Source organism: Streptomyces aurantiacus, from assembly GCF_001418335.1.
GTDB lineage: Bacteria > Actinomycetota > Actinomycetes > Streptomycetales > Streptomycetaceae > Streptomyces > Streptomyces aurantiacus.
Window position 1 is genome coordinate 40,774 of sequence record NZ_LIPP01000089.1, and the last position, 18,667, is coordinate 59,440.

General features: G+C 70.5%; 14 protein-coding genes. 10 read left to right on the top strand and 4 right to left on the bottom strand.

What is annotated here, in order from left to right; translation table 11 throughout:
- Nucleotides 1–25 precede the first annotated feature (25 nt).
- Nucleotides 26–2,176, bottom strand: coding sequence for a hydantoinase B/oxoprolinase family protein (locus tag AOK01_RS13285; protein WP_055511193.1), 2,151 nt, complete (start codon nt 2,174–2,176; stop codon nt 26–28).
- A 43-nt stretch (nt 2,177–2,219) separates the two neighbouring features.
- Nucleotides 2,220–4,274, bottom strand: a complete 2,055-nt coding sequence (locus AOK01_RS13290; protein WP_055511194.1) for a hydantoinase/oxoprolinase family protein — start codon at nt 4,272–4,274, stop codon at nt 2,220–2,222.
- A 217-nt stretch (nt 4,275–4,491) separates the two neighbouring features.
- Between AOK01_RS13290 and AOK01_RS13295 the strand changes: the two genes are divergently transcribed.
- From AOK01_RS13295 to AOK01_RS13310, 4 genes are all read left to right on the top strand, one after another.
- Entirely contained in the window at nt 4,492–6,327 is a 1,836-nt protein-coding gene (locus AOK01_RS13295; protein WP_055511195.1) for a helix-turn-helix domain-containing protein, read from the top strand.
- Between the two features lie 100 nt (nt 6,328–6,427).
- The gene (locus tag AOK01_RS13300) at nt 6,428–7,702 is read left to right on the top strand and encodes a hydroxymethylglutaryl-CoA reductase, degradative (RefSeq protein ID WP_055511196.1); all 1,275 of its coding nucleotides are present in this window, start codon (nt 6,428–6,430) and stop codon (nt 7,700–7,702) included.
- Nucleotides 7,699–8,628, top strand: coding sequence for a hydroxymethylglutaryl-CoA lyase (locus tag AOK01_RS13305; protein ID WP_055511197.1), 930 nt, complete (start codon nt 7,699–7,701; stop codon nt 8,626–8,628). Before AOK01_RS13300 ends, AOK01_RS13305 begins: the two co-directional genes overlap by 4 nt.
- A 71-nt stretch (nt 8,629–8,699) precedes the next feature.
- Complete coding sequence (locus AOK01_RS13310; protein ID WP_055511198.1) at nt 8,700–9,998, top strand: MFS transporter; 1,299 nt, start codon at nt 8,700–8,702, stop codon at nt 9,996–9,998.
- Here AOK01_RS13310 and AOK01_RS13315 read toward each other — a convergent pair.
- Nucleotides 9,932–11,101 (bottom strand): hypothetical protein, encoded by a 1,170-nt coding sequence (locus AOK01_RS13315; RefSeq protein WP_055511199.1) that lies wholly within the window; start codon nt 11,099–11,101, stop codon nt 9,932–9,934. The two genes, AOK01_RS13310 and AOK01_RS13315, sit on opposite strands and share 67 nt — an antisense overlap.
- Complete coding sequence (locus AOK01_RS13320; RefSeq protein ID WP_055511200.1) at nt 11,098–12,060, bottom strand: 5-dehydro-4-deoxyglucarate dehydratase; 963 nt, start codon at nt 12,058–12,060, stop codon at nt 11,098–11,100. Before AOK01_RS13320 ends, AOK01_RS13315 begins: the two co-directional genes overlap by 4 nt.
- 297 nt (nt 12,061–12,357) lie before the next feature.
- Between AOK01_RS13320 and AOK01_RS13325 the strand changes: the two genes are divergently transcribed.
- The 6 genes from AOK01_RS13325 to AOK01_RS13350 all read left to right on the top strand — a co-directional run bounded on the left by AOK01_RS13325 (nt 12,358) and on the right by AOK01_RS13350 (nt 18,597).
- Nucleotides 12,358–13,206 carry an NAD-dependent epimerase/dehydratase family protein gene (locus tag AOK01_RS13325; RefSeq protein WP_055511201.1) on the top strand — a complete coding sequence of 283 codons (849 nt, stop codon included), beginning with the start codon at nt 12,358–12,360 and terminating at the stop codon, nt 13,204–13,206.
- A 326-nt stretch (nt 13,207–13,532) separates the two neighbouring features.
- Nucleotides 13,533–14,303 carry a DeoR/GlpR family DNA-binding transcription regulator gene (locus AOK01_RS13330; protein WP_055511202.1) on the top strand — a complete coding sequence of 257 codons (771 nt, stop codon included), beginning with the start codon at nt 13,533–13,535 and terminating at the stop codon, nt 14,301–14,303.
- 124 nt (nt 14,304–14,427) lie between these two features.
- Nucleotides 14,428–15,798, top strand: a complete 1,371-nt coding sequence (locus tag AOK01_RS13335; RefSeq protein WP_055511203.1) for an ABC transporter substrate-binding protein — start codon at nt 14,428–14,430, stop codon at nt 15,796–15,798.
- The gene (locus tag AOK01_RS13340) at nt 15,795–16,733 is read left to right on the top strand and encodes a carbohydrate ABC transporter permease (RefSeq protein ID WP_055511204.1); all 939 of its coding nucleotides are present in this window, start codon (nt 15,795–15,797) and stop codon (nt 16,731–16,733) included. Before AOK01_RS13335 ends, AOK01_RS13340 begins: the two co-directional genes overlap by 4 nt.
- Nucleotides 16,730–17,611: a carbohydrate ABC transporter permease gene (locus tag AOK01_RS13345; protein WP_055511205.1), complete on the top strand. Its 882-nt coding sequence runs from the start codon at nt 16,730–16,732 to the stop codon at nt 17,609–17,611. Before AOK01_RS13340 ends, AOK01_RS13345 begins: the two co-directional genes overlap by 4 nt.
- Nucleotides 17,608–18,597 carry a zinc-dependent alcohol dehydrogenase family protein gene (locus tag AOK01_RS13350; protein WP_055511206.1) on the top strand — a complete coding sequence of 330 codons (990 nt, stop codon included), beginning with the start codon at nt 17,608–17,610 and terminating at the stop codon, nt 18,595–18,597. The genes AOK01_RS13345 and AOK01_RS13350 overlap by 4 nt, the downstream gene beginning before the upstream one ends.
- Nucleotides 18,598–18,667 lie beyond the last annotated feature (70 nt).

Below are 18,667 nucleotides of genomic sequence, written 5' to 3' on the forward strand. Positions count from 1 at the left end.
TCCGCCTCTGGTCGCTCGGCCGGTCTCATTCCCCGTCTGTGTCCACCCGGATGCACGCCTCCAGGAGGGTTCCGCAGGAGGGACTGTAGAACTCGTCGATCAGCACACGGTGGCCGTGGGCGCGCGGGCGGACACGTACGCCGTGCTCGGCGAGGCGGTCCGAGGCCACGTGGGTGACCTTGTGCGCGTGCTCGTGCCAGTCGTCGCCGTCGCCGAGGCGGGCGCCGCTGGCCGGGACGTACCAGCCGCCCGGATCGCGGCGGGGTGCGGAGGAGCCGGCGCCGGCTGTGGCGGAGACCTCCACGGAGGGAGCGCTGCCCAGGCGCTGTTCGCGCAGGGTGGCGCGGGTGCGGTGGGTGGCGGTCTCGTCCACCGTGCCGTCGAGGACCACCACGCCGTACACGGACCGGGCCGTGGCGTCGGTCACGTACTCGTTGCGGACGTCGGCGGCGACGAGGTCCGGCTCACGCAGCAGCGGATCTCCGTAGCCGCCTCCGCCGGCGATCCACTGCACCAGCACGTCACCGGAGCGGATGGTCACCGACGCCTGGTTGTTGGCCAGCAGCTCCCGCTCGGCGGCGCCGAGCGAGTCACGGGTGGGCACCCGGCCGTCCGCGAAGGCCTGTGCCACATCGGTCTGCCGCCAGACCTCGTGGCCACTGCCGCCGCCGGGCAGACCGCCGCCGAATCCGTCCGCCACCACCTGGGCGCTGGGCGCGAACACGGTCTGGGTGACCTCCTGGGCGCCGTGCAGGGTCCAGGCGAAACGCAGTCCGAGACCGCCGCGGTTCGCGCCGTGCCCGGCGCTCTCGACGTTGAGCTGCTTCCACAGGTAGAGCACGGGGTAGAGCATTTCGTTCATCTCGACGTCCGGCAGCATGTTGTTGACCTGCGTCATCATCCCGCCGCAGTCCAGACCGTCGCCGTCGGGCTGGGCGCCCGCGCCCATTCCGCCCCCGTCCATGTTGAACAGGACGAAGTAGTCGCCGTCGTCGGTGTTTCCCGCGGAGATTCCGCCCGTCCACGAGTCCGCCCAGGTGCCCTGCGTGCGTTCCCGGATGGTGGCGTCGTCGCTCGCCCGGCATGCGTCGTTGAACAGTTTGGTGACCACGCGGCTGACGCGGGCCCCCGTGGTGAGGTGCCCGTTGCTGATCGGCGCCGGCGGTCGGGGGTTCACGATGGAGCCCGGCTCGGCGATGATGTCGAAGGCCGTCATGACGCCTTCGTTGAAGGGGACGTCCCAGGCGAGGATGGGTACGACGGCCGTGGCGACGCTGCCGACGAGCGCGCCGTAACTGCAGTTGACGAATCCGTCGGTCTGCTCCGCCGAGCCGGTGAAGTCGAAGGTGATCTGGTCGTCCCGCTTGGTCATGCTGCACGCCACGCGGTACAGCTCGTCGACGTGTCCGTTGTGCTCGGTCCATTCCTCGGCGGTGTAGACGCCGTCGGGGATCTGCCGGATGCGGTCGCGCACGACCTGCTCGGCCAGCTGGAAGGACAAGCGGGTGTATCCGTGGAACTGTTCGAGCCCGAATTCCTCGACGGTGCCCAAAAGACGGCGGATTCCAGTGTTGTTGGAGGCGACCAGGCTGCGCACGTCGTTCCAGAAGAGCACGGGCACCCGGACATTGTTGAGGAGGATGCGGCGCACCCACTCCACCGGCTCGCCCTTTTCGAAGATCTTGACGCCGGGCGGGAGCCGCAGGGCCTCGGCGTAGCAGTCGTGGGCGCCGGGAGCGAAGCCACCCGGCGTCATCCCGCCGACGTCGACGAGGTGGGCCTGCGACTGGGCCCAGCCGATCAGCTCGTCCCCGTGGAAGATCGGAGAGATGATGTTGGTGTCGGGCGGATGGCTGGCGCCGGCCGTGTGCGGGTCGTTGCTGATGAACGCGTCCCCGGGGGAGAGCTGTTCGCCCTCGATGACCTTCACCAGGTTCTGTACGGCGACGCTTCCCGAACCGATGTGGAACTGGACGTAGTCCGAGTAGGCGTAGATGCGGCCGGTCGGGTCGAAGAGGGCGGTGTTGAAGTCGCCTGCCTCGGTGATGACCGGGGAGCCGGAAGAGCGGATCATCGCGATGCCCATCTCCTCCACGATGGAGTCCAGGCGCATCCGGATGACTTCCAGGGTGACCGGATCGTACCCCTCGGGCAACGTGTGGGAGCTGCTGGTCATGGTCGTCTCCTTTGACGAGTGGCGAGTGACGAGGTGGCGGCGGTCAGCGGCCGGCGAGGCGCAGCAGGAAGTCACCGCCGGGGGTGAGTTCGACGGTGGCGCCGCTGGGGACGTACACCGTGGTGTCCGGCTCTTCCAGCAGACACGGGCCGGCGGTGCGTCCCTGGGCCGCGAAGCCGCGGTGCACGTCGATCTCCACCCGCTCGCCGGTGAGGGGTTCCAGCACCTCACGGCGGGAGAGCCGGTGGTCCTCCTGCGCTGCGGCGACCGCGTCGACCGCCTGGACGTCACTGCGGCCGATGGCCCGGATCCGGGTGTTCACCAGCAGGATCCCGGCCTCTGTCCAGGCGGTGCCGGCGCCGAACTCCTCCTCGTAGTCGGCGACGAACCGGGCGCGCAGTGTGTCCTTGTCCTCCTCGCCGAAGGTGCCGGCCGGGAGGCGGGTGGTGACCTCGAAGATCTGGCCGACGAACTTCATGTCGGCTTCGCGGTACAGCTCGCGCCGCTCCTGCGGGATGTCCTCGGCCTCGAACCACGCCTGTGCGCGCTGCTCCAGGGCGACGAAGTCCTTGTCCAGGTCCGCCGCGGGCCTGTCCATGGTCCACGGGCTCGTCTGCACCGCTGAGAACACGGAGTCGGCGTGCATGAGGCCGTAGGCGGAGAACACCGCGGCGTTGCGGGGGATCACGACCTCGTGCACGCCCGCCTCGGCGGCGATGCTGGCGGCGAACAGACCGCAGGCGCCACCGAAGCCGATGAGGGTGAACTCGCGCGGGTCGTGGCCCCGGTTCACGGTGATCTTGCGCAGCGCGTTGGACATCTGGGAGCTGGCCAGCCGGTACACGCCCTGCGCCGCCGCGTCCTCGGTGAGGCCGAGCGGCTCGCCGACGTGCTTGCGCAGGGCGGCGCGGGCCTGGTCCTCGTAGAGCGGCACGGCGCCGCCGAGGTAGTAGTCCGCGTTGATCAGACCGAGGACGAGGGCCGCGTCGGTGACGGCCGGGCGTGTGCCACCCTTTCCGTAGCAGGCCGGGCCGGGGGTGGAACCGGCGCTGTGCGGGCCGACGCGCAGCAGCTTGCGTCCGTCGACCCAGGCCAGACTGCCGCCGCCCGCTCCGATGGTCTCGATGTCGACGGCGGTCAGGCTGGTGGGCAGTCCGCCGATCTCGGCGCGGGGAAGGAGACGGAACTCGTCGTCGAGGATGGCTGCCGCGTCCAGGCTGGTGCCGCCCATGTCCGCGGTCAGCACGCGGCGACGGCCGAGCTGCTTGCCCAGCAGTCTGGCGCCGGTGACGCCACCGACCGGACCGGAGTTGAACATGGAGATCGGAGCCTTGCTGGTCTCCTCCACGGACAGGAATCCGCCGTGGACCTGCATGATCTGCACCCGCGCCCGGAGCCCGCGGCTGCGCAGTTCGTTCGCCAGGTGCTCGAAGTGGGAGGCCACCAGCGGCTTCACGGCCGCGTCGAGGGCGGTGGTCACCATGCGCTCGTACTCGCGGTAGACAGGGGTCAGGCTGCTGGAGAGCGTGTACGGGAGATCCGGGTGACGCTTGTCCAGGTACGCGCCGATGGCCTTCTCGTGTGCCGGGTTGCGGAACGACCACAGCAGGCAGACGGCCAGGGCCTCCGCGCCGGTGGCCAGCGCCGTGTCCACGGCGGTACCGATGGCCCGTTCCGTGAGCGGCGCGAGCACGGTGCCCTGCGCGTCCACGCGCTCCGCGACCTCGATGATGCGGCGGCGCTCCACGATGTCCACCGGCGCGGACATCCGGTGCGGATCGCGCTCGTCGGTACGCGCCGAGCGGGCGATCCGCAGCGTGTCGCGAAAGCCCTGGGTCGTCAGCAGCGCCACGGGAGCGTACTTCTGCTCGTCCACGGCATTGGTGACGATGGTGTTGCCGAGCACGAAGCGGTCCACGGCGGCGAAGAACTCCGCTTCGGACATCCCCGCGCGTTCCTGGAGCACGCTCAGTGCTCCGAGGATGCCGGTGGTCACATCCTTCGTCGAGAAGGCCTTGCCGCGGATGGCCCGGCCGCCGACGGTCGCCACGGCGTCGGTGAACGTCCCACCGACGTCGATGCCTACATGAAGCGTCATGCTCGCTGTCTCCTTTGACTGCGTCGGTGCGGGACGCGCCGGCTGCGGAGCTGCGGTCCGTGGAACCTTCGTGGAACCTTGTCCGGTTCCGGGCGGTTCTCGTTTCCTCGGCGCTGTGGTGGACGCTACGTGCGCCAGATCACGGCGGCTATGTATGGTTGGTCCACTATTGATGGGTCGATGATAGGCAATCGGCCCATAGCTGTGAGGGGCGACCATGCCGGAGAAGATCCCCGTCGACGTCGTGGTGAGCCTGCTGCGAGCGGCGTCCGCCGAGCAGGAGGTCGACCTGGAGGACCTGGTCGCGAACGTGCCGGTGTCGCGCGGCGACAGGATGCGCATCAGTCACGAACTGCGTTCCCTGCGGGCCGGCTCGGACCGGTGGCGCCGGCGTGGCCAGGAGCTCGCCGCCCTGTTCTCCTCGGCCCGCGAGCTCGCGCAGCTGCGTGACGTGGACGAACTGCTGGGACGTCTCGTCGAACGCGCTCACGATCTCATGGGAACGGACGTCACCTACCTGTCCGAATACGACCAGGACAGCCGTGAGCTCTTCGTCCGCACCACCCTGGGCACCGTCGAACCCTCCTTCATCGGCCTGCGTGTCCCTCCGGGGATGGGGCTGGCAAGCCAGGTGGTCGAAGGCCGCCGGGCCTGCTGGACCTCGAAGTACGCCGCGATGACCCAAGCGCCGCACGACTCCGAGATCGACGTCGCCGTGGCGGCGGAGGGCCTGGTGTCGCTGCTCGGCGTCCCGCTGCTCGCGGGGGACGACGTGATCGGCGTGCTGTTCGCGGCGAACCGGGTCGAGCACGGGTTCTCCCCGGACGAGATCTCTCTCCTCTCCGCGTTCGCCGACCATGCCGCGGTGGTACTGCAGACCGCCAGGCTGCTCGCCCGGTCCCGGCAGGCCGCCGAGGAGACCCAGCGCGCCTACAGCGAACTGGTCGGACATCTCGAAGCCAGAGACCGTGCGAGCGAGGTGCACAGTCAGCTCACCAGCCTGGTGCTCCAGGGCGGTGAGGCCCACGACGTCGCCACGGCTCTCGGCCGCGCCCTGCGCTGCCAGGTCGTCCTCCTGGACATCGACCACCTCGACGGGCCGGTCGCCGACGCGGTCGACCGCAGCCGCGGCAGTGGCCGGTGCGCTCCGGTCGGGGACGGTGTGTACGCCGTCGCCGTACTCGCCGGCCCCGCCCTGCTGGGTGCGCTCCTGCTGCGACCGGGAGAGGTCGAGTTCGGCCCCGTGGAGCTGCGCACCGCCGAACGGGGCGCCCAGATCACCGCTCTGCTCAACCTCAAGCAGGACGCCATGGCCGAGGCTGAGCAACGAGTGCGCAGCGACCTGCTGGCGGACCTGCTCTCCGATGATCCCGAACGGCGTGCCGACATCGCGACGCGGGCCCAGGCCCGGGGAGTGCGGCTCGACGGGCTGAACTGCGTGGTGGTGGTCTCACTCCCCGCCGAACTGCGCCGGGAGGCCGTGCGCGCACTGCGCCGGGCCAGTGCGCTGGTCGGCGAGCACGCGGGCCATGTCATGGCGCTGACCACCGACCCCGACCCGGGTGACGCGAGCGCGTCCGTCCACGCCACCGTCGCCCGCGCGGTCCGCGCGCCCCTGCTGAGCGTCGGCGCGGCCTTCGCGGACTCCGCGATCGATCTGCGGGCCCAGGCCGACGCGGCGGCGGCCTGCGTGTCGATCCTGCCAGCGCTCGGCATGGACGACGCCGCCGTCACCGTCGACGAGTACCTTCCCTACACCGCGCTGTTCGGCCCCGGCGAGGCACGGGTGGCCGCCTACGTACAGCGGGTCATCGGGCCTGTCCTGGCCTGGGACGCCGAGCACGCCGGCAAGATCCTGCCGACGCTGGCCGCCTACCTGGACAGCCGTCTCAGTCCGGTCGCCACCGCCCGCGCGCTGCACCTGCACAAGAACACCGTGCTCCAGCGCCTCGAACGAGCGGCGGATCTTCTCGGTCCCGGCTGGCAGGAGCCGGACCGCCTTTTCCGGATCACGGTCGCGATCCGCCTCGTCAACCTGACCAAAGGCCCATAAAGAAGTGCCCCGCAGTGGATGATCGGTCCATTCCCGCCGGGTTCGGTGCTGACTAACGTCCTGTGTCGTACCGCAACCACGTCGAGGTGGAAGAGGCGTCATGCCACGAAACAGCCGGATCAAGGGCCTGCGGGATCTGTCCGTCGAAGCCCGACGCACAACGGTCGCCGAGGCTGCCGGCATCGACGCGGGGACGATCGCCGCGTTCGACCCCGCTCACGGCCTCACCACCAAGGTGGCCGACCAGATGATCGAGAACGTGGTGGGGATCCTGGGGGTCCCGCTCGGGATCGCGACGAACTTCGTGGTCAACGACGTCGACGTGCTGGTGCCGATGGCCACCGAAGAAGCGTCCGTCGTGGCCGCCGCGAGCAACGCGGCGAAGATCGCACGTGTCCACGGCGGGTTCACGACCTCCTCGACCACTCCGGTGATGCAGGCCCAGGTCCAGATCGTCGGCGTCGCCGACCCGGAGGCCGGCCGCGTGCGGTTGCTGGAGGCACGCGACGAACTGATCGCTCTCGCCGACGCGCAGGACCCCGTACTCCTCGAATTCGGCGGTGGCGTACGTGACATCACCATCCGCCTGGTCCCCTCTCGCGCCGGCACCTACGTCGTCGCGCACCTTCAGGTCGACGTGCGTGACGCCATGGGCGCCAACGCCGTGAACACCATGGCCGAGGCCGTGGCCGCCCGTGCGGCGGAGATCGCCGGAGGGCGCAGCCTGCTGCGGATCCTCACGAACAAGGCCGATCTGCGCCTCTCGCGCGCCCGCGCCGTGTTCGACGCGGCCACGCTCGGAGGCCCGGACGTGGTCGACGACATCGTCCATGCCGCCGCCCTCGCCGAGGCCGATCCCTACCGGGCCGCCACGCACAACAAGGGCATCATGAACGGCATCAGCGCCGTCGTCCTCGCGACGGGCAACGACACCCGCGCCGTCGAGGCGGGCGCCCACTCCCACGCCGTCTCGCCCGCCGGGCACTACACCTCGCTGTCCCGCTTCGAGAAGGATGCGCGGGGCAACCTCACCGGCACCCTCGAACTGCCCATGCCCGTCGGTCTCGTCGGCGGTGCGACCAAGGTCCATCCGGCCGCACGGGCCGCGCTCTCGCTGCTGGGGGTCCGCACGGCGGCCGAACTCGCGGAGATCATCACCGCCGCCGGTCTGGCGCAGAACTTCGCCGCACTGCGCGCCCTGGCCACCGAGGGCATCCAGCGCGGACACATGTCCCTGCACGCCCGCACCATCGCGTCAGGCGTGGGTGCCACAGCCGAGGAAGTCCCCGCTGTCGTGGCCCGGCTGATCGAGGACAAGAAGGTCCGGGCCGACCATGCGGAGACGGTCCTCGCCGCACTGCGGTCCGGCCGATGACCGAGTACGGGACCCAGCCGCTGCCCGGCCTCCCGCGGGCCGTCACCATCTGCGAGGTCGGGCCGCGCGACGGCCTCCAGAACGAATCCGCCCAGGTGGAAACCGGCGTGAAGGTCGAATTCATCGACCGACTGGCCGACGCCGGGCTCACGCTCATCGAAGCAACCAGCGTGGTCCACCCCAAGTGGGTCCCCCAACTCGCCGATGCCGAGGAGGTGTTGCGCCGTATCGGGCCCCGGCCCGGGGTGCGCCACCCCGTGCTCGTGCCCAACCAGCGAGGGCTTCGGCGAGCCCTGGACCTCGGGGTCACCGACATCGCTGTCTTCGCCTCGGCGACCGAGAGCTTCGCCAAGGCCAACCTCAACCGCACCGTCGCCGAGTCGCTGGAGATGTTCGCCCCCGTCGTCGGCCGGGCCCGCGAGGCGGGGATGGGAGTGCGCGGCTACCTCTCCATGTGCTGGGGAGACCCCTGGGAGGGCTACGTGGCACCGGCACAGGTCGTCGCGGTCGCCACCAGGCTGATCGCACTCGGCTGCACGGAACTCAGCCTCGGCGACACGATCGGCGTCGCCACCGCCGGACAGGTCCACGCCCTCCTCGACGCACTGACGGCTGCCGGCCTCCCGATCGGCGCCCTCGCCGTGCACTTCCACGACACCTACGGCCAGGGACTCGCCAACACCTTGACCGCTCTGCGGTACGGGGTCACCACCGTCGACACCTCCGCGGGCGGTCTCGGCGGGTGCCCCTTCGCCAAGAGCGCCACCGGCAACCTCGCCACCGAGGACCTGGTGTGGCAGCTCAACGGACTGGGCATCCACACCGGCGTCGACCTGGACAAGCTCGTCGACACGAGCACCTGGCTGGCCGACCGGCTGCGGCGCCCCAGCCGCTCCGCCGTCGTACGGGCCCTCAGCAACAACTGACACGGACGGCACGCTCTCTAGGGCACTTGCCCGATCCCCGCCCCGGGGCCTTAGCCCCACCATGACCAGGCATGACAGAACAACCAGCACGAAGAACACGGGCGGCCCGGCCGACACGGCCCGCATGGCCGGCCTGGGCCGTGGTCCGCGTCCTGCGCGACCGCAACGCCGCCCTCTACCTCGGCGGAGTCGTCGTCTCCGGATTCGGTTCGTCGGCGATGTGGCTGGTGGCCGGGATCTGGGTGAAGGACCTGACCGGCTCGGACGGCCTGGCCGCTCTCTGTGTCTTCGCCCTCTGGGCGCCCACACTCGTCGGCCCCGCCCTCGGCGCCCTCGCGGACCGCACCCGCCGCAGACCTCTGCTGGTGTGGACGAACCTGGGCCTGGGCCTGCTCCTCCTCCCCCTCCTCGCCGTCGATTCGCCGGGCACCCTGTGGGTCCTGTTCGCCGTGCTTCTCGTCTACGGGGCGGCGGGCGTCGTCCATGACGCGGCTGAGTCGGCGCTGGTGGCCTCAGCCGTCGACCGGCAGCTGCTCGGTGATTTCAACGGCCTGCGCATGACCGCCAACGAGGGCATGAAACTGGTCGCCCCGCTTGCCGGAGCCGGCCTGTACGCGGCGTACGGCGGCGCCCGCGTCGCACTCCTGGACACGCTCACCTTCGTCCTTGCCGCAGGCCTCTACATGCTCCTGCGTGTGCACGAGCCGGAGCCACGTCAGGCAGGGTCCTCTGCCGACTGGCGCGCTCGAACCGCCGAAGGCGCCCGCTACTTGTGGAGCCACGCCGCCCTGCGTCCGCTCGTCCTCGCCGGTGGCACGACGATGCTCTTCGCCGGGCTCAACGGCGCGACGATCTACGCGGTCGCGGAGGGCCTCGGGCACTCCCCCGCCTACGTGGGGCTCCTGTACGTCGCGCAGGGCGCCGGTTCGGTGGCGATCGGCCTGGTCGCGGGACCGCTCCTGCGCCGCCTCGGCGAACTCCGTTTCGCCGGGTACGGCATCGCGCTGACCGCCGTAGCCGTGGCGGCTCGCGCGCTGCCGTACGACGCGGTGGCCCTCGCCTCGGCCGCGGCGGTCGGCGTCGGGCTCCCCTGCGTCCTGGTCGCGGCCCTCACCGCGGTCCAGCGGGAGACCCCGGACGCCCTCCTGGGCCGTACGGCGGCGACCGCGGGCACGCTGCTGTTCGCGCCGAACGCGGTGGGACTCGCGCTCGGCGCGGGACTGGTCGAACTCCTGCCGTACCAGCCGCTGTTGGTGACGCTCGGCGTCACCCGGCTGGTGACCGTCCTGCCGCTGCTGCGGCGTCAGCCCAGCCGCGCCAGCGCGTCCGCCACGAGCGACAGGTCCTCGTCCGACGCCAACCCCGCGTGATAGAGCCGTAGTTCGGTGGCGCCGGCTCCGGCCGCCCGCGTCGCGTCCTCGAAGAGCGTCGCGGGGCTGCCTCCCATGCCGCGCACCACCGGGAAGTTGGCCGCCAGCACGGTCCTCCCGGTGGCATGCCCGGCGAAGGGTGTCAGCAGGCCGGGCCCCGCGCCGCATGGTACGACCACGCCGTCGGCGACCGTCAGGATGTGCCCGGGATCCACTCCGGCGTTCGCACCCACGTGGGAGGAGTCCGGGTCGGCGTGCAGCAGGATACGGAAGCCCTCGGGTGCCGCCGCGCGTACGGCGCCGACGACGTCCGTCTGGAGGGAGCGGGCGACGGAGTCCCGCCACGCGCGCGTGGCCGTCGCGAGCTCGCCGCCCAGCAGCTCCTCCACGGCCTCCCAGCCCCCGGCTGGGGTCTCGCCGCGCCACACGGGTTCCAGGGCGCGCCGGACCGCGCCCGCCAACTGATCGGGGACCAGCCCCAGTTGCGTATAACCGTCGCGGCACGAGGGGCAGAAGCACAGCGACATCAGGTACGTCCCGGCGTCCCCGAGCGCCACGCCCGCCGTCTTGTCGTGGGCGTGCAGATGCGGGAGCCCGTACCAGCCGAGGGACTCCAGTTCCGTGCCCGCCGCCCCGGGCCGCAGCGCCGCCTCCACGGCCAGGTCGGTCAGGTACGCGCGCGTGCCGGGCTGCGCGACGCAGGGCGCCCAGGGATAGCGGTCCCCGTAGGCGTTGACCACGGAGGTGGCCGGGAACTCCTCGCCCATCCGGGAGTTGTGCGCGAGGACCACCCAGGTGTGCACGTCGAGCCCCGCCTCCGCGAGCGCCCCGGCGGCCTGCCCGTACGCGTCGCCCGGCGCCCAGTCCCCGGCGGCGTACGGCCGCAGCCCGCGCCCCTGCCAGCGCCCGGCGTCCATCGGGTAGAGCACGGCCGCGTGCGGCGCGGTGACGATGCGGTGCCGGGGGTGTCGGGGAGTAAGGGCGCGCGTGGAGTGGTATGCGGACGCGAGCGTCGCCTGCCGCACACCGAGCCCGGCGATGCGCTCCGCCGCGTCGGGATCGCCGTTGACGTCCCACGGATAGACGAACGCCGACGCCCTCACTTGCCCTCCTCCACGAGCGCGGGGCCCTCCGCAACGAGCGCGTGGCCCCGCTCGATGAGGCGGCCGAGCTGCTTGATGTGCTCCTCGGCCGGCTCGTGCAGCGGCGGCCGTACCTCGCCCACGTCGAGCCCCCGCAGCCGTACACCCGCCTTGACCAGCGAGACGGCGTACCCGCGGCCCTTGGCGCGCAGTTCGACGAGGGGCCGGTAGAAGCCGTCGAGCAGCCGGTTCACGGTGGCGTCGTCGCCGGAGCCGAACGCCCGGTGGTAGGCGAGCGCGATCTCGGGGGCGAAGCAGAAGACGGCGGAGGAGTAGAGCGTGATGCCGATGCCGCGGTAGGCGAGGCCGGTGAGTTCGGCGGTCGGCAGCCCGTTGAAGTACAGGAAGTCCCCCGGGACCTCCGACCGTACGGCGCTGACGACGCGCTGCATGAGGTCGAGGTCGCCGGTGCCGTCCTTGAAGCCGATGACCCCCTCGGTGCGGGCCAGCGCCACCACGGTCTCCGGGGTGAACACGGCGTTGTCCCGCTGGTACACGACGATGTCGAGCGAGGTGGCGGCGGCCAGTTCCGTGTAGTGCCGCAGCAGCCCCTCCTGCCCGGCGACCACGAGGTACGGCGGCATGGCGAGCAGCCCGTCCGCGCCGGCCTCCTCGGCGAGCCGCGCGTACCGCACCGCGAGCGCGGTCCCGTATCCGGCGCCCGCGACGACGGGCACCCGGCCCGCGGTCTCCTCGACGGCCGCCCGCACACAGTCCTGGAACTCCTCGGGCGTGAGCGCGTGGAACTCCCCGGTGCCGCAGCAGGCGAAGACGGCGGCGGCGCCTGCCTCGACGCCCCGCCGGACGTGCTCGCGGTAGACGTCCAGGTTCACGGCTCCGGCACGGTCGTACGCCGTGACGGGGAAGAACAGCGGCCCGCTGGGGACACTGAGTCGAGCGGCGAGGGGGGCTGACGACACGGGCTCTCCCTAGAGCATCACGCACACGCCACCCGTGCACGTTTCTGATTGGTGTCCATATCTCTGAACACTTCCACGCTAAAGCGCCCTCTTGGGCCGGTCAAGCGGGCAAACCCGCATTCCCCTAGCAATTCCTGGCGCAACAGACGGCCGGAAACGCACGGAAGGGGCAGCGGTTCTCGCCACTCCGCGCGACACTTGACGCGACCGGCGGACGCTCCTTAGCGTGTCCACAAGTGTGAACGACGTACTCGGATACGGCTGCGCAGACGGCTGCTGATTCTAGGAGACCAGAGGATGCCCGCTCCCGGCACCGCTCCCCGCACCGCTCCCCGCACCGTTCTGCTCACCGGTGCCGCCGGCGGCCTCGGCACCCTGATGCGGGGGCTGCTCCCCGCCTACGGCTACACGCTGCGCCTGCTCGACGTGCGCCCGATCGAGGGCGAGCCGGACGCGATCACCGCGGACCTCGGCGACAGGGACGCCCTGCGCGAGGCCGTCCGAGGCGTGGACGCCGTCATCCACCTCGCGGGCATCTCCCTGGAGTCCACCTTCGAGAAGATCCTCAAGGCGAACATCGAAGGCACGTACAACCTGTACGAGGCCGCGCGCGAGGAGGGCATCGGACGTGTCGTCTTCGCGTCCTCCAACCACGCGGTCGGCTTCACCCCGCGCCCCGAGGGCGAGGCACCCCACGGACCGGGCGCCCTCATCCCCATCGACACCCCGCACCGCCCGGACACCTTCTACGGTCTCTCGAAGGCGTTCGGCGAGGACCTGGCGCAGTTCTACTGGGACAAGCACGGCCTGGAGACCGTCTCCGTACGCATCGGCTCCTGCTTCCTGGAGCCGACCAGCGTGCGCATGCTGTCGGTCTGGATGAGCCCCGGTGACGGCGCCCGCCTCTTCCACGCGGCCCTGACCGCCGAGCACGTCGGGCACAGCGTCGTCTACGGCTCCTCGGCCAACAGCCGCCTGTGGTGGGACCTCTCGACCGCCCGCGCACTGGGCTACGAGCCGCAGGACGACTCGGAGCAGTACGCGGAGAAACTGATCGCGGATCAGGGCGAGTTGGACCCGCGGAACCCGGACCACGCCCACCTGGGCGGCCCCTTCGTGACCAGCCCGCCGATGTGGCTCTACTGACGCCCCGCTGACGCCCCCACCGACGCCCCCACTGACGCTGCCGGCCGACCGCACCGGACCCCGCCGGCGCTTCCGGCCACGCCACACGAACGGTCTCACAGGACGGACGGGCACCGAACGGGCCCGTCCGTCTCACCATTCGGGCATGCCTGATGCCCGAATTCCGCTTCGCCGCAGGTCCGACGCGGGCAGCCACGGCGTCGAACGGGCGCATACGGGCGTCATCGGGCCCGCAACAGACCTGGTCAGTGGCGCGTGCCGGCTGTAGAACTTCCCCCATGGGTCGCACGGGCCCGAACGGGCAGTACGCAAGGGAGCGGAAGCGGGTGTCGGGCATGAGCGCGGAAGAACGACAGCGGGAAATCGTGAAGACCGCCCGCCGCACCGGCGCCGTCGACGTGAACGAACTCGCGGCCGAACTGGGCGTCGCCAGGGAGACCGTGCGCCGCGATCTGCGCGCCCTGGAGGACCACGGCCTCGTCCGCCGCACCCACGGCGGCGCCTATCCCGTGGAGAGCGCCGGCTTCGAGACGACGCTCGCCTTCCGCGCCACCAGCCACGTACCCGAGAAGCGGCGGATCGCGGCAGCCGCGGCCGAGCTGCTCGGGGACGCGGAGACGGTCTTCGTCGACGAGGGCTTCACCCCCCAGCTCATCGCCGAGTCACTGCCCCGGGACCGGCCGCTGACCGTGGTCACCGCGTCCCTGGCCACCGCGGGCGCGCTCGCCGAGGCCGACAACAAGACGGTGCTGCTGCTCGGCGGCCGGGTCAGGCCCGGCACGCTGGCCACGGTCGACCACTGGACGACGAAGATGCTCGCGGGCTTCGTCATCGACCTGGCGTTCATCGGCGCCAACGGCATCTCCCGCGAACACGGCCTCACCACGCCCGATCCAGCCGTCAGTGAGGTCAAGTCACAGGCGATCCGGGCCGCGCGGCGCACCGTGTTCGCGGGCGTGCACACCAAGTTCGGCGCTGTCAGCTTCTGCCGGTTCGCGGAGATCAGCGCCCTGGAGGCGATCGTCACCAGCACGTTCCTGCCCGCCTCCGAGGCCCACCGCTACTCGATGCAGGGCCCCCAGGTCATCCGAGTCTGACGAAAGAGTCCGAAACCGCAGCCGACCCACTCCCCTTCCCCACTCCCCTTACCCCGCTCCCACTACAGAGGCACCGCACTCCCTCAAGCCATCCCATTTGCACTGATACATCCAGGAGTGATCCATGCGAACCCAGAGCCGACGGAGGCCGCGCGCGATGTTCGCCGCGGCCGCCGCAGGGACGCTGCTCGCCCCGCTGCTCTCCGGCTGCTGGGCCGGGGCCGGTGGGGCGGGCTCCGGTGGCAACTCCATCAACGTCCTCATGGTCAACAACCCCCAGATGGTGGAGCTGCAGAAACTCACCGCCGCCCACTTCACCAAAGAGACCGGCATCAAGGTCAACTTCACCGTCCTGCCGGAGAACGACGTCCGCGACAAGATCAGCCAGGACTTCGCGAACCAGGCGGGCCAGTACGACGTCGCCACGCTGAGCAACTACGAGATACCGATCTACGCCAAGAACGACTGGCTGCACGAGATGGACTCGTACGTCGCGAAGGACCCGGCGTACGACGAGCAGGACGTCCTCAAGCCCATGCGCCAGTCCCTCACCGCGGACGACGGCAAGCTCTACGGACAGCCCTTCTACGGCGAGTCGTCCTTCCTGATGTACCGCAAGGACGTGTTCGCGAAGAAGGGCCTGACGATGCCCGACAACCCGACCTGGACCGAGGTGGCCGACCTCGCCGCCAAGGCCGACGGCGCCGAGTCGGGCATGAAGGGCATCTGTCTGCGGGGCCTGCCCGGCTGGGGCGAGATCATGGCGCCGCTCACCACGGTGGTGAACACCTTCGGCGGCACCTGGTTCGACAAGAACTGGAAGGCGCAGCTCGACTCCCCCGAGTTCACCAAGGCGACCAAGTTCTACGTGGACCTCGTCCGCGAGCACGGCGAGTCGGGTGCGGCCCAGTCCGGCTTCGCCGAGTGCCTGAACAACCTCACTCAGGGCAAGGTCGCCATGTGGTACGACGCCACCTCCGCGGCCGGTTCCCTGGAGGCGGCGAAGTCCCCGGTCAAGGGCAAGATCGGCTACGTGCCGGCGCCGGTCGAGGAGACCAAGTCGTCCGGCTGGCTCTACACCTGGGCGTGGGGCATCCAGGACGCGTCCCGCAACCCCGACAAGGCCTGGAAGTTCGTCTCCTGGGCGTCGAGCAAGGAGTACGAGCAGCTGGTGGGCGACGAGATCGGCTGGTCCAACGTGCCGGCCGGCAAGCGCGCCTCCACATACACGAACGCCGACTACCGCAAGGAGGCCGGCGCCTTCCAGGAGCGGACCAAGGAGGCCATCGAGGGCGCCCGGCCCACCGATCCCGGCGTGCAGCCGCGGCCCGCGCCCGGCATCCAGTTCGTCGGCATTCCCGAGTTCACCGATCTCGGCACGAAGGTCTCGCAGGAGATCAGCGCGGCCATCGCCGGACGCCAGTCCGTCGAGTCGGCCCTGAAGAAGTCCCAGAAGCTGGCCGAGGAGATCGCCGAGGAGTACGAGGGACGATGACCGCGACAACGACAGCCCCAGTGGCCGCACCACCCGTACACACCGTGAAGCGCCCCTCCGGCCGCATGCGCGCCTGGGCGACCCGGGCCCCGCTGCTGCCCGCCCTGATCTTCATGATCGCCGTGACCCAGCTCCCGTTCGTGGCCACGCTGGTGATCTCCTTCTTCGACTGGAACTCCCTCTATCCGGACGCCCGCAGCTTCACGGGCTTCGGCAACTACACCGAGGTCCTCAGCGACGCCGCCCTGCGCAAGTCGGTCTGGACGACCATCCTGCTCACCGTCGCCGTGGTGGTGGCCAGCCTGGTCCTGGGCCTCGGTCTCGCCCTGCTCCTGGACCGCAAGTTCCGGGGCCGCGGCCTGGTCCGTACGCTCCTGATCGCGCCCTTCCTCGTGGTCCCCGTAGCGGCGGCCCTGCTCTGGAAGCACGTGCTCTACAACCCCGAGTACGGCCTGCTCAACGGTCTGCTGCACTACGTCGGCGGACCGGAGCCGGACTGGATCTCCAACACCCCGCTGCTCGCCGTCGAGATGTCCCTCGTCTGGCAGTGGACGCCGTTCATGATGCTGATCCTGCTGGCGGGCCTGCAGAGCCGGGACCACCAGCAGATAGAGGCGGCGGAGGTCGACGGCGCGAGCGCCTGGCAGGTCTTCCGCTACCTCACGCTCCCCCACCTGCGCCGCTACCTCGAACTGGGCGCCCTGCTCGGCTCGATCTACATCGTGCAGAACTTCGACGCGGTCTTCACGATCACGTCCGGCGGACTGGGCACCGCGAACCTGCCCTACACCGTCTACCAGAGCTTCTACCAGGCCCACGAGAACGGCCTCGCCTCCGCGGCCGGTGTCCTGGTCGTCATCGGCTCGATCATCATCGCGACCTTCGCGCTGCGCGTGGTCTCGTCACTGTTCCGCGAGGAGGCGTCCCGCGCATGAGTGCCACCGCCGTACGTGTACGCCCCAGCAGCACCGAGTCCGGCCGACCCGGCCCCCGCCGTCCCAAGGGCAGGGGCCTGGGCCTGGTCGCCTGGCTGGCCGGCATCATCTTCTTCCTGCCGATCGCCTGGATGGCCCTGACGTCCTTCCACTCCGAACAGGACGCGGCGACCAATCCGCCGTCCTTCGGGGCGGCCCTCACCCTCGACGGCTACCGCGAGTTCTTCGGCACGGGCGGCGGCGCGAGCCCCTGGCCGGCCCTCACCAACTCCTTGGTGGCGTCACTCGCATCGACGCTCCTGGTCCTGATCCTCGCCCTCCCCGCGGCGTACGCACTCTCCATCCGCCCGGTGAAGAAGTGGACGGACGTCCTCTTCTTCTTCCTCTCCACGAAGATGCTGCCGGTCGTCGCGGGCCTCCTGCCGATCTATCTCTTCGCGAAGAACACGGGAATGCTGGACAACATCTGGCTCCTGGTCATCCTCTACACCTCGATGAACCTTCCGATCGCGGTGTGGATGATGCAGTCCTTCCTCTCCGAGGTCCCGGTGGCGATCATCGAGGCGGCGCAGATAGACGGCGCCAAACTCCCCACGATCCTCACCCGGGTCGTGGCGCCCATCGCCCTCCCCGGCATCGCCGCCACCTCCCTCATCTGTTTCATCTTCAGCTGGAACGAGCTGCTGTTCGCCCGCGTGCTGACGGGCGTGGTGGCGGAGACCGCCCCGGTCTTCCTCACCGGCTTCATCACCAGCCAGGGCCTGTTCCTGGCGAAGGTGTGCGCCGCGTCGCTCGTCGTCTCCCTGCCGGTGCTCGCCGCGGGGTTCGCCGCCCAGGACAAACTGGTCCAGGGCCTGTCGCTGGGAGCCGTCAAATGAAGGCCGCAGTCATCGAGTCCGTGGGAAAGGCCGTCGTCGGCGAGGTCCCGGACCCGACGCCAGGACCCCGCGAGGTCGTCGTGGAGGTCGCGGCCTGCGGGCTGTGCGGTACGGACCTGCACATCCTCCAGGGCGAGTTCGCGCCCAAGCTGCCGATCGTCCCCGGGCACGAGTTCGCGGGCGAGGTCGTCGGGGTGGGCAGGCAGGTCACGGAGCTGTCGGTCGGCGACCAGGTGGCCGTGGACCCGTCCCTCTACTGCTACGAGTGCCGGTACTGCCGCACGGGCCACAACAACCTCTGCGAGCGCTGGGCCGCGATCGGCGTGACGACGGCGGGCGGCGCCGCCCAGTACGCGGTGGCGCCGGTGGCGAACTGCGTGAAGCTCCCCGAGCACGTACGCACCCAGGACGCGGCCCTGATCGAACCGCTCTCCTGCGCGGTACGCGGCTACGACGTCCTCAACTCCCGCCTGGGCTCCCACGTCCTGATCTACGGCTCGGGAACGATGGGCCTGATGATGCTGGAGCTGGCGAAGCGGACCGGCGCGGCGAGCGTGGACATGGTGGACATCAACGCGCAGCGGCTGACGACCGCGCGGCAGCTGGGCGTCTCGGGGTCCGCCACCAGCGCCGACGAGCTGGAGCGGCCGCAGGGGTGGGACCTGGTGGTCGACGCCACGGGCAACGCCGCGGCGATCCAGGACGGCCTCGGGCGGGTCGCCAAGGCCGGCACGTTCCTCCAGTTCGGGGTGGCGGACTACGCGACCCGGGTCTCCATCGACCCGTACCGCATCTACAACCAGGAGATCACCATCACCGGTTCGATGGCGGTGCTCCACAGCTACGAGCGCGCGGCGGAGCTGTTCGCGACGGGTGTCCTCGACCCGGACGTCTTCATCAGCGACCGCCTCCCGCTGGACCAGTACCCGCAGGCCCTGGACCAGTTCGCCTCGGGCGTCGGCCGAAAGATCGTGGTGATCCCCTAGCGGATTGCGCAGTTCCCCGCGCCCCTCTCAGGGGCGCGGGGAACTGCGCGACCAGCCACAACGCACCCGC

Excerpts from the sequence above, each read along its gene's own strand:
- AOK01_RS13325 (WP_055511201.1), top strand. The coding sequence starts at position 12,358 with ATGCCCGCTCCCGGCACCGCTCCCCGCACCGCTCCCCGCACCGTTCTG.
- AOK01_RS13335 (WP_055511203.1), top strand. The coding sequence starts at position 14,428 with ATGCGAACCCAGAGCCGACGGAGGCCGCGCGCGATGTTCGCCGCGGCC.
- AOK01_RS13305 (WP_055511197.1), top strand. The coding sequence starts at position 7,699 with ATGACCGAGTACGGGACCCAGCCGCTGCCCGGCCTCCCGCGGGCCGTC.
- AOK01_RS13295 (WP_055511195.1), top strand. The coding sequence starts at position 4,492 with ATGCCGGAGAAGATCCCCGTCGACGTCGTGGTGAGCCTGCTGCGAGCG.
- AOK01_RS13300 (WP_055511196.1), top strand. The coding sequence starts at position 6,428 with ATGCCACGAAACAGCCGGATCAAGGGCCTGCGGGATCTGTCCGTCGAA.
- AOK01_RS13290 (WP_055511194.1), bottom strand. The coding sequence starts at position 4,274 with ATGACGCTTCATGTAGGCATCGACGTCGGTGGGACGTTCACCGACGCC.
- AOK01_RS13285 (WP_055511193.1), bottom strand. The coding sequence starts at position 2,176 with ATGACCAGCAGCTCCCACACGTTGCCCGAGGGGTACGATCCGGTCACC.
- AOK01_RS13310 (WP_055511198.1), top strand. The coding sequence starts at position 8,700 with ATGACAGAACAACCAGCACGAAGAACACGGGCGGCCCGGCCGACACGG.
- AOK01_RS13350 (WP_055511206.1), top strand. The coding sequence starts at position 17,608 with ATGAAGGCCGCAGTCATCGAGTCCGTGGGAAAGGCCGTCGTCGGCGAG.
- AOK01_RS13340 (WP_055511204.1), top strand. The coding sequence starts at position 15,795 with ATGACCGCGACAACGACAGCCCCAGTGGCCGCACCACCCGTACACACC.
- AOK01_RS13345 (WP_055511205.1), top strand. The coding sequence starts at position 16,730 with ATGAGTGCCACCGCCGTACGTGTACGCCCCAGCAGCACCGAGTCCGGC.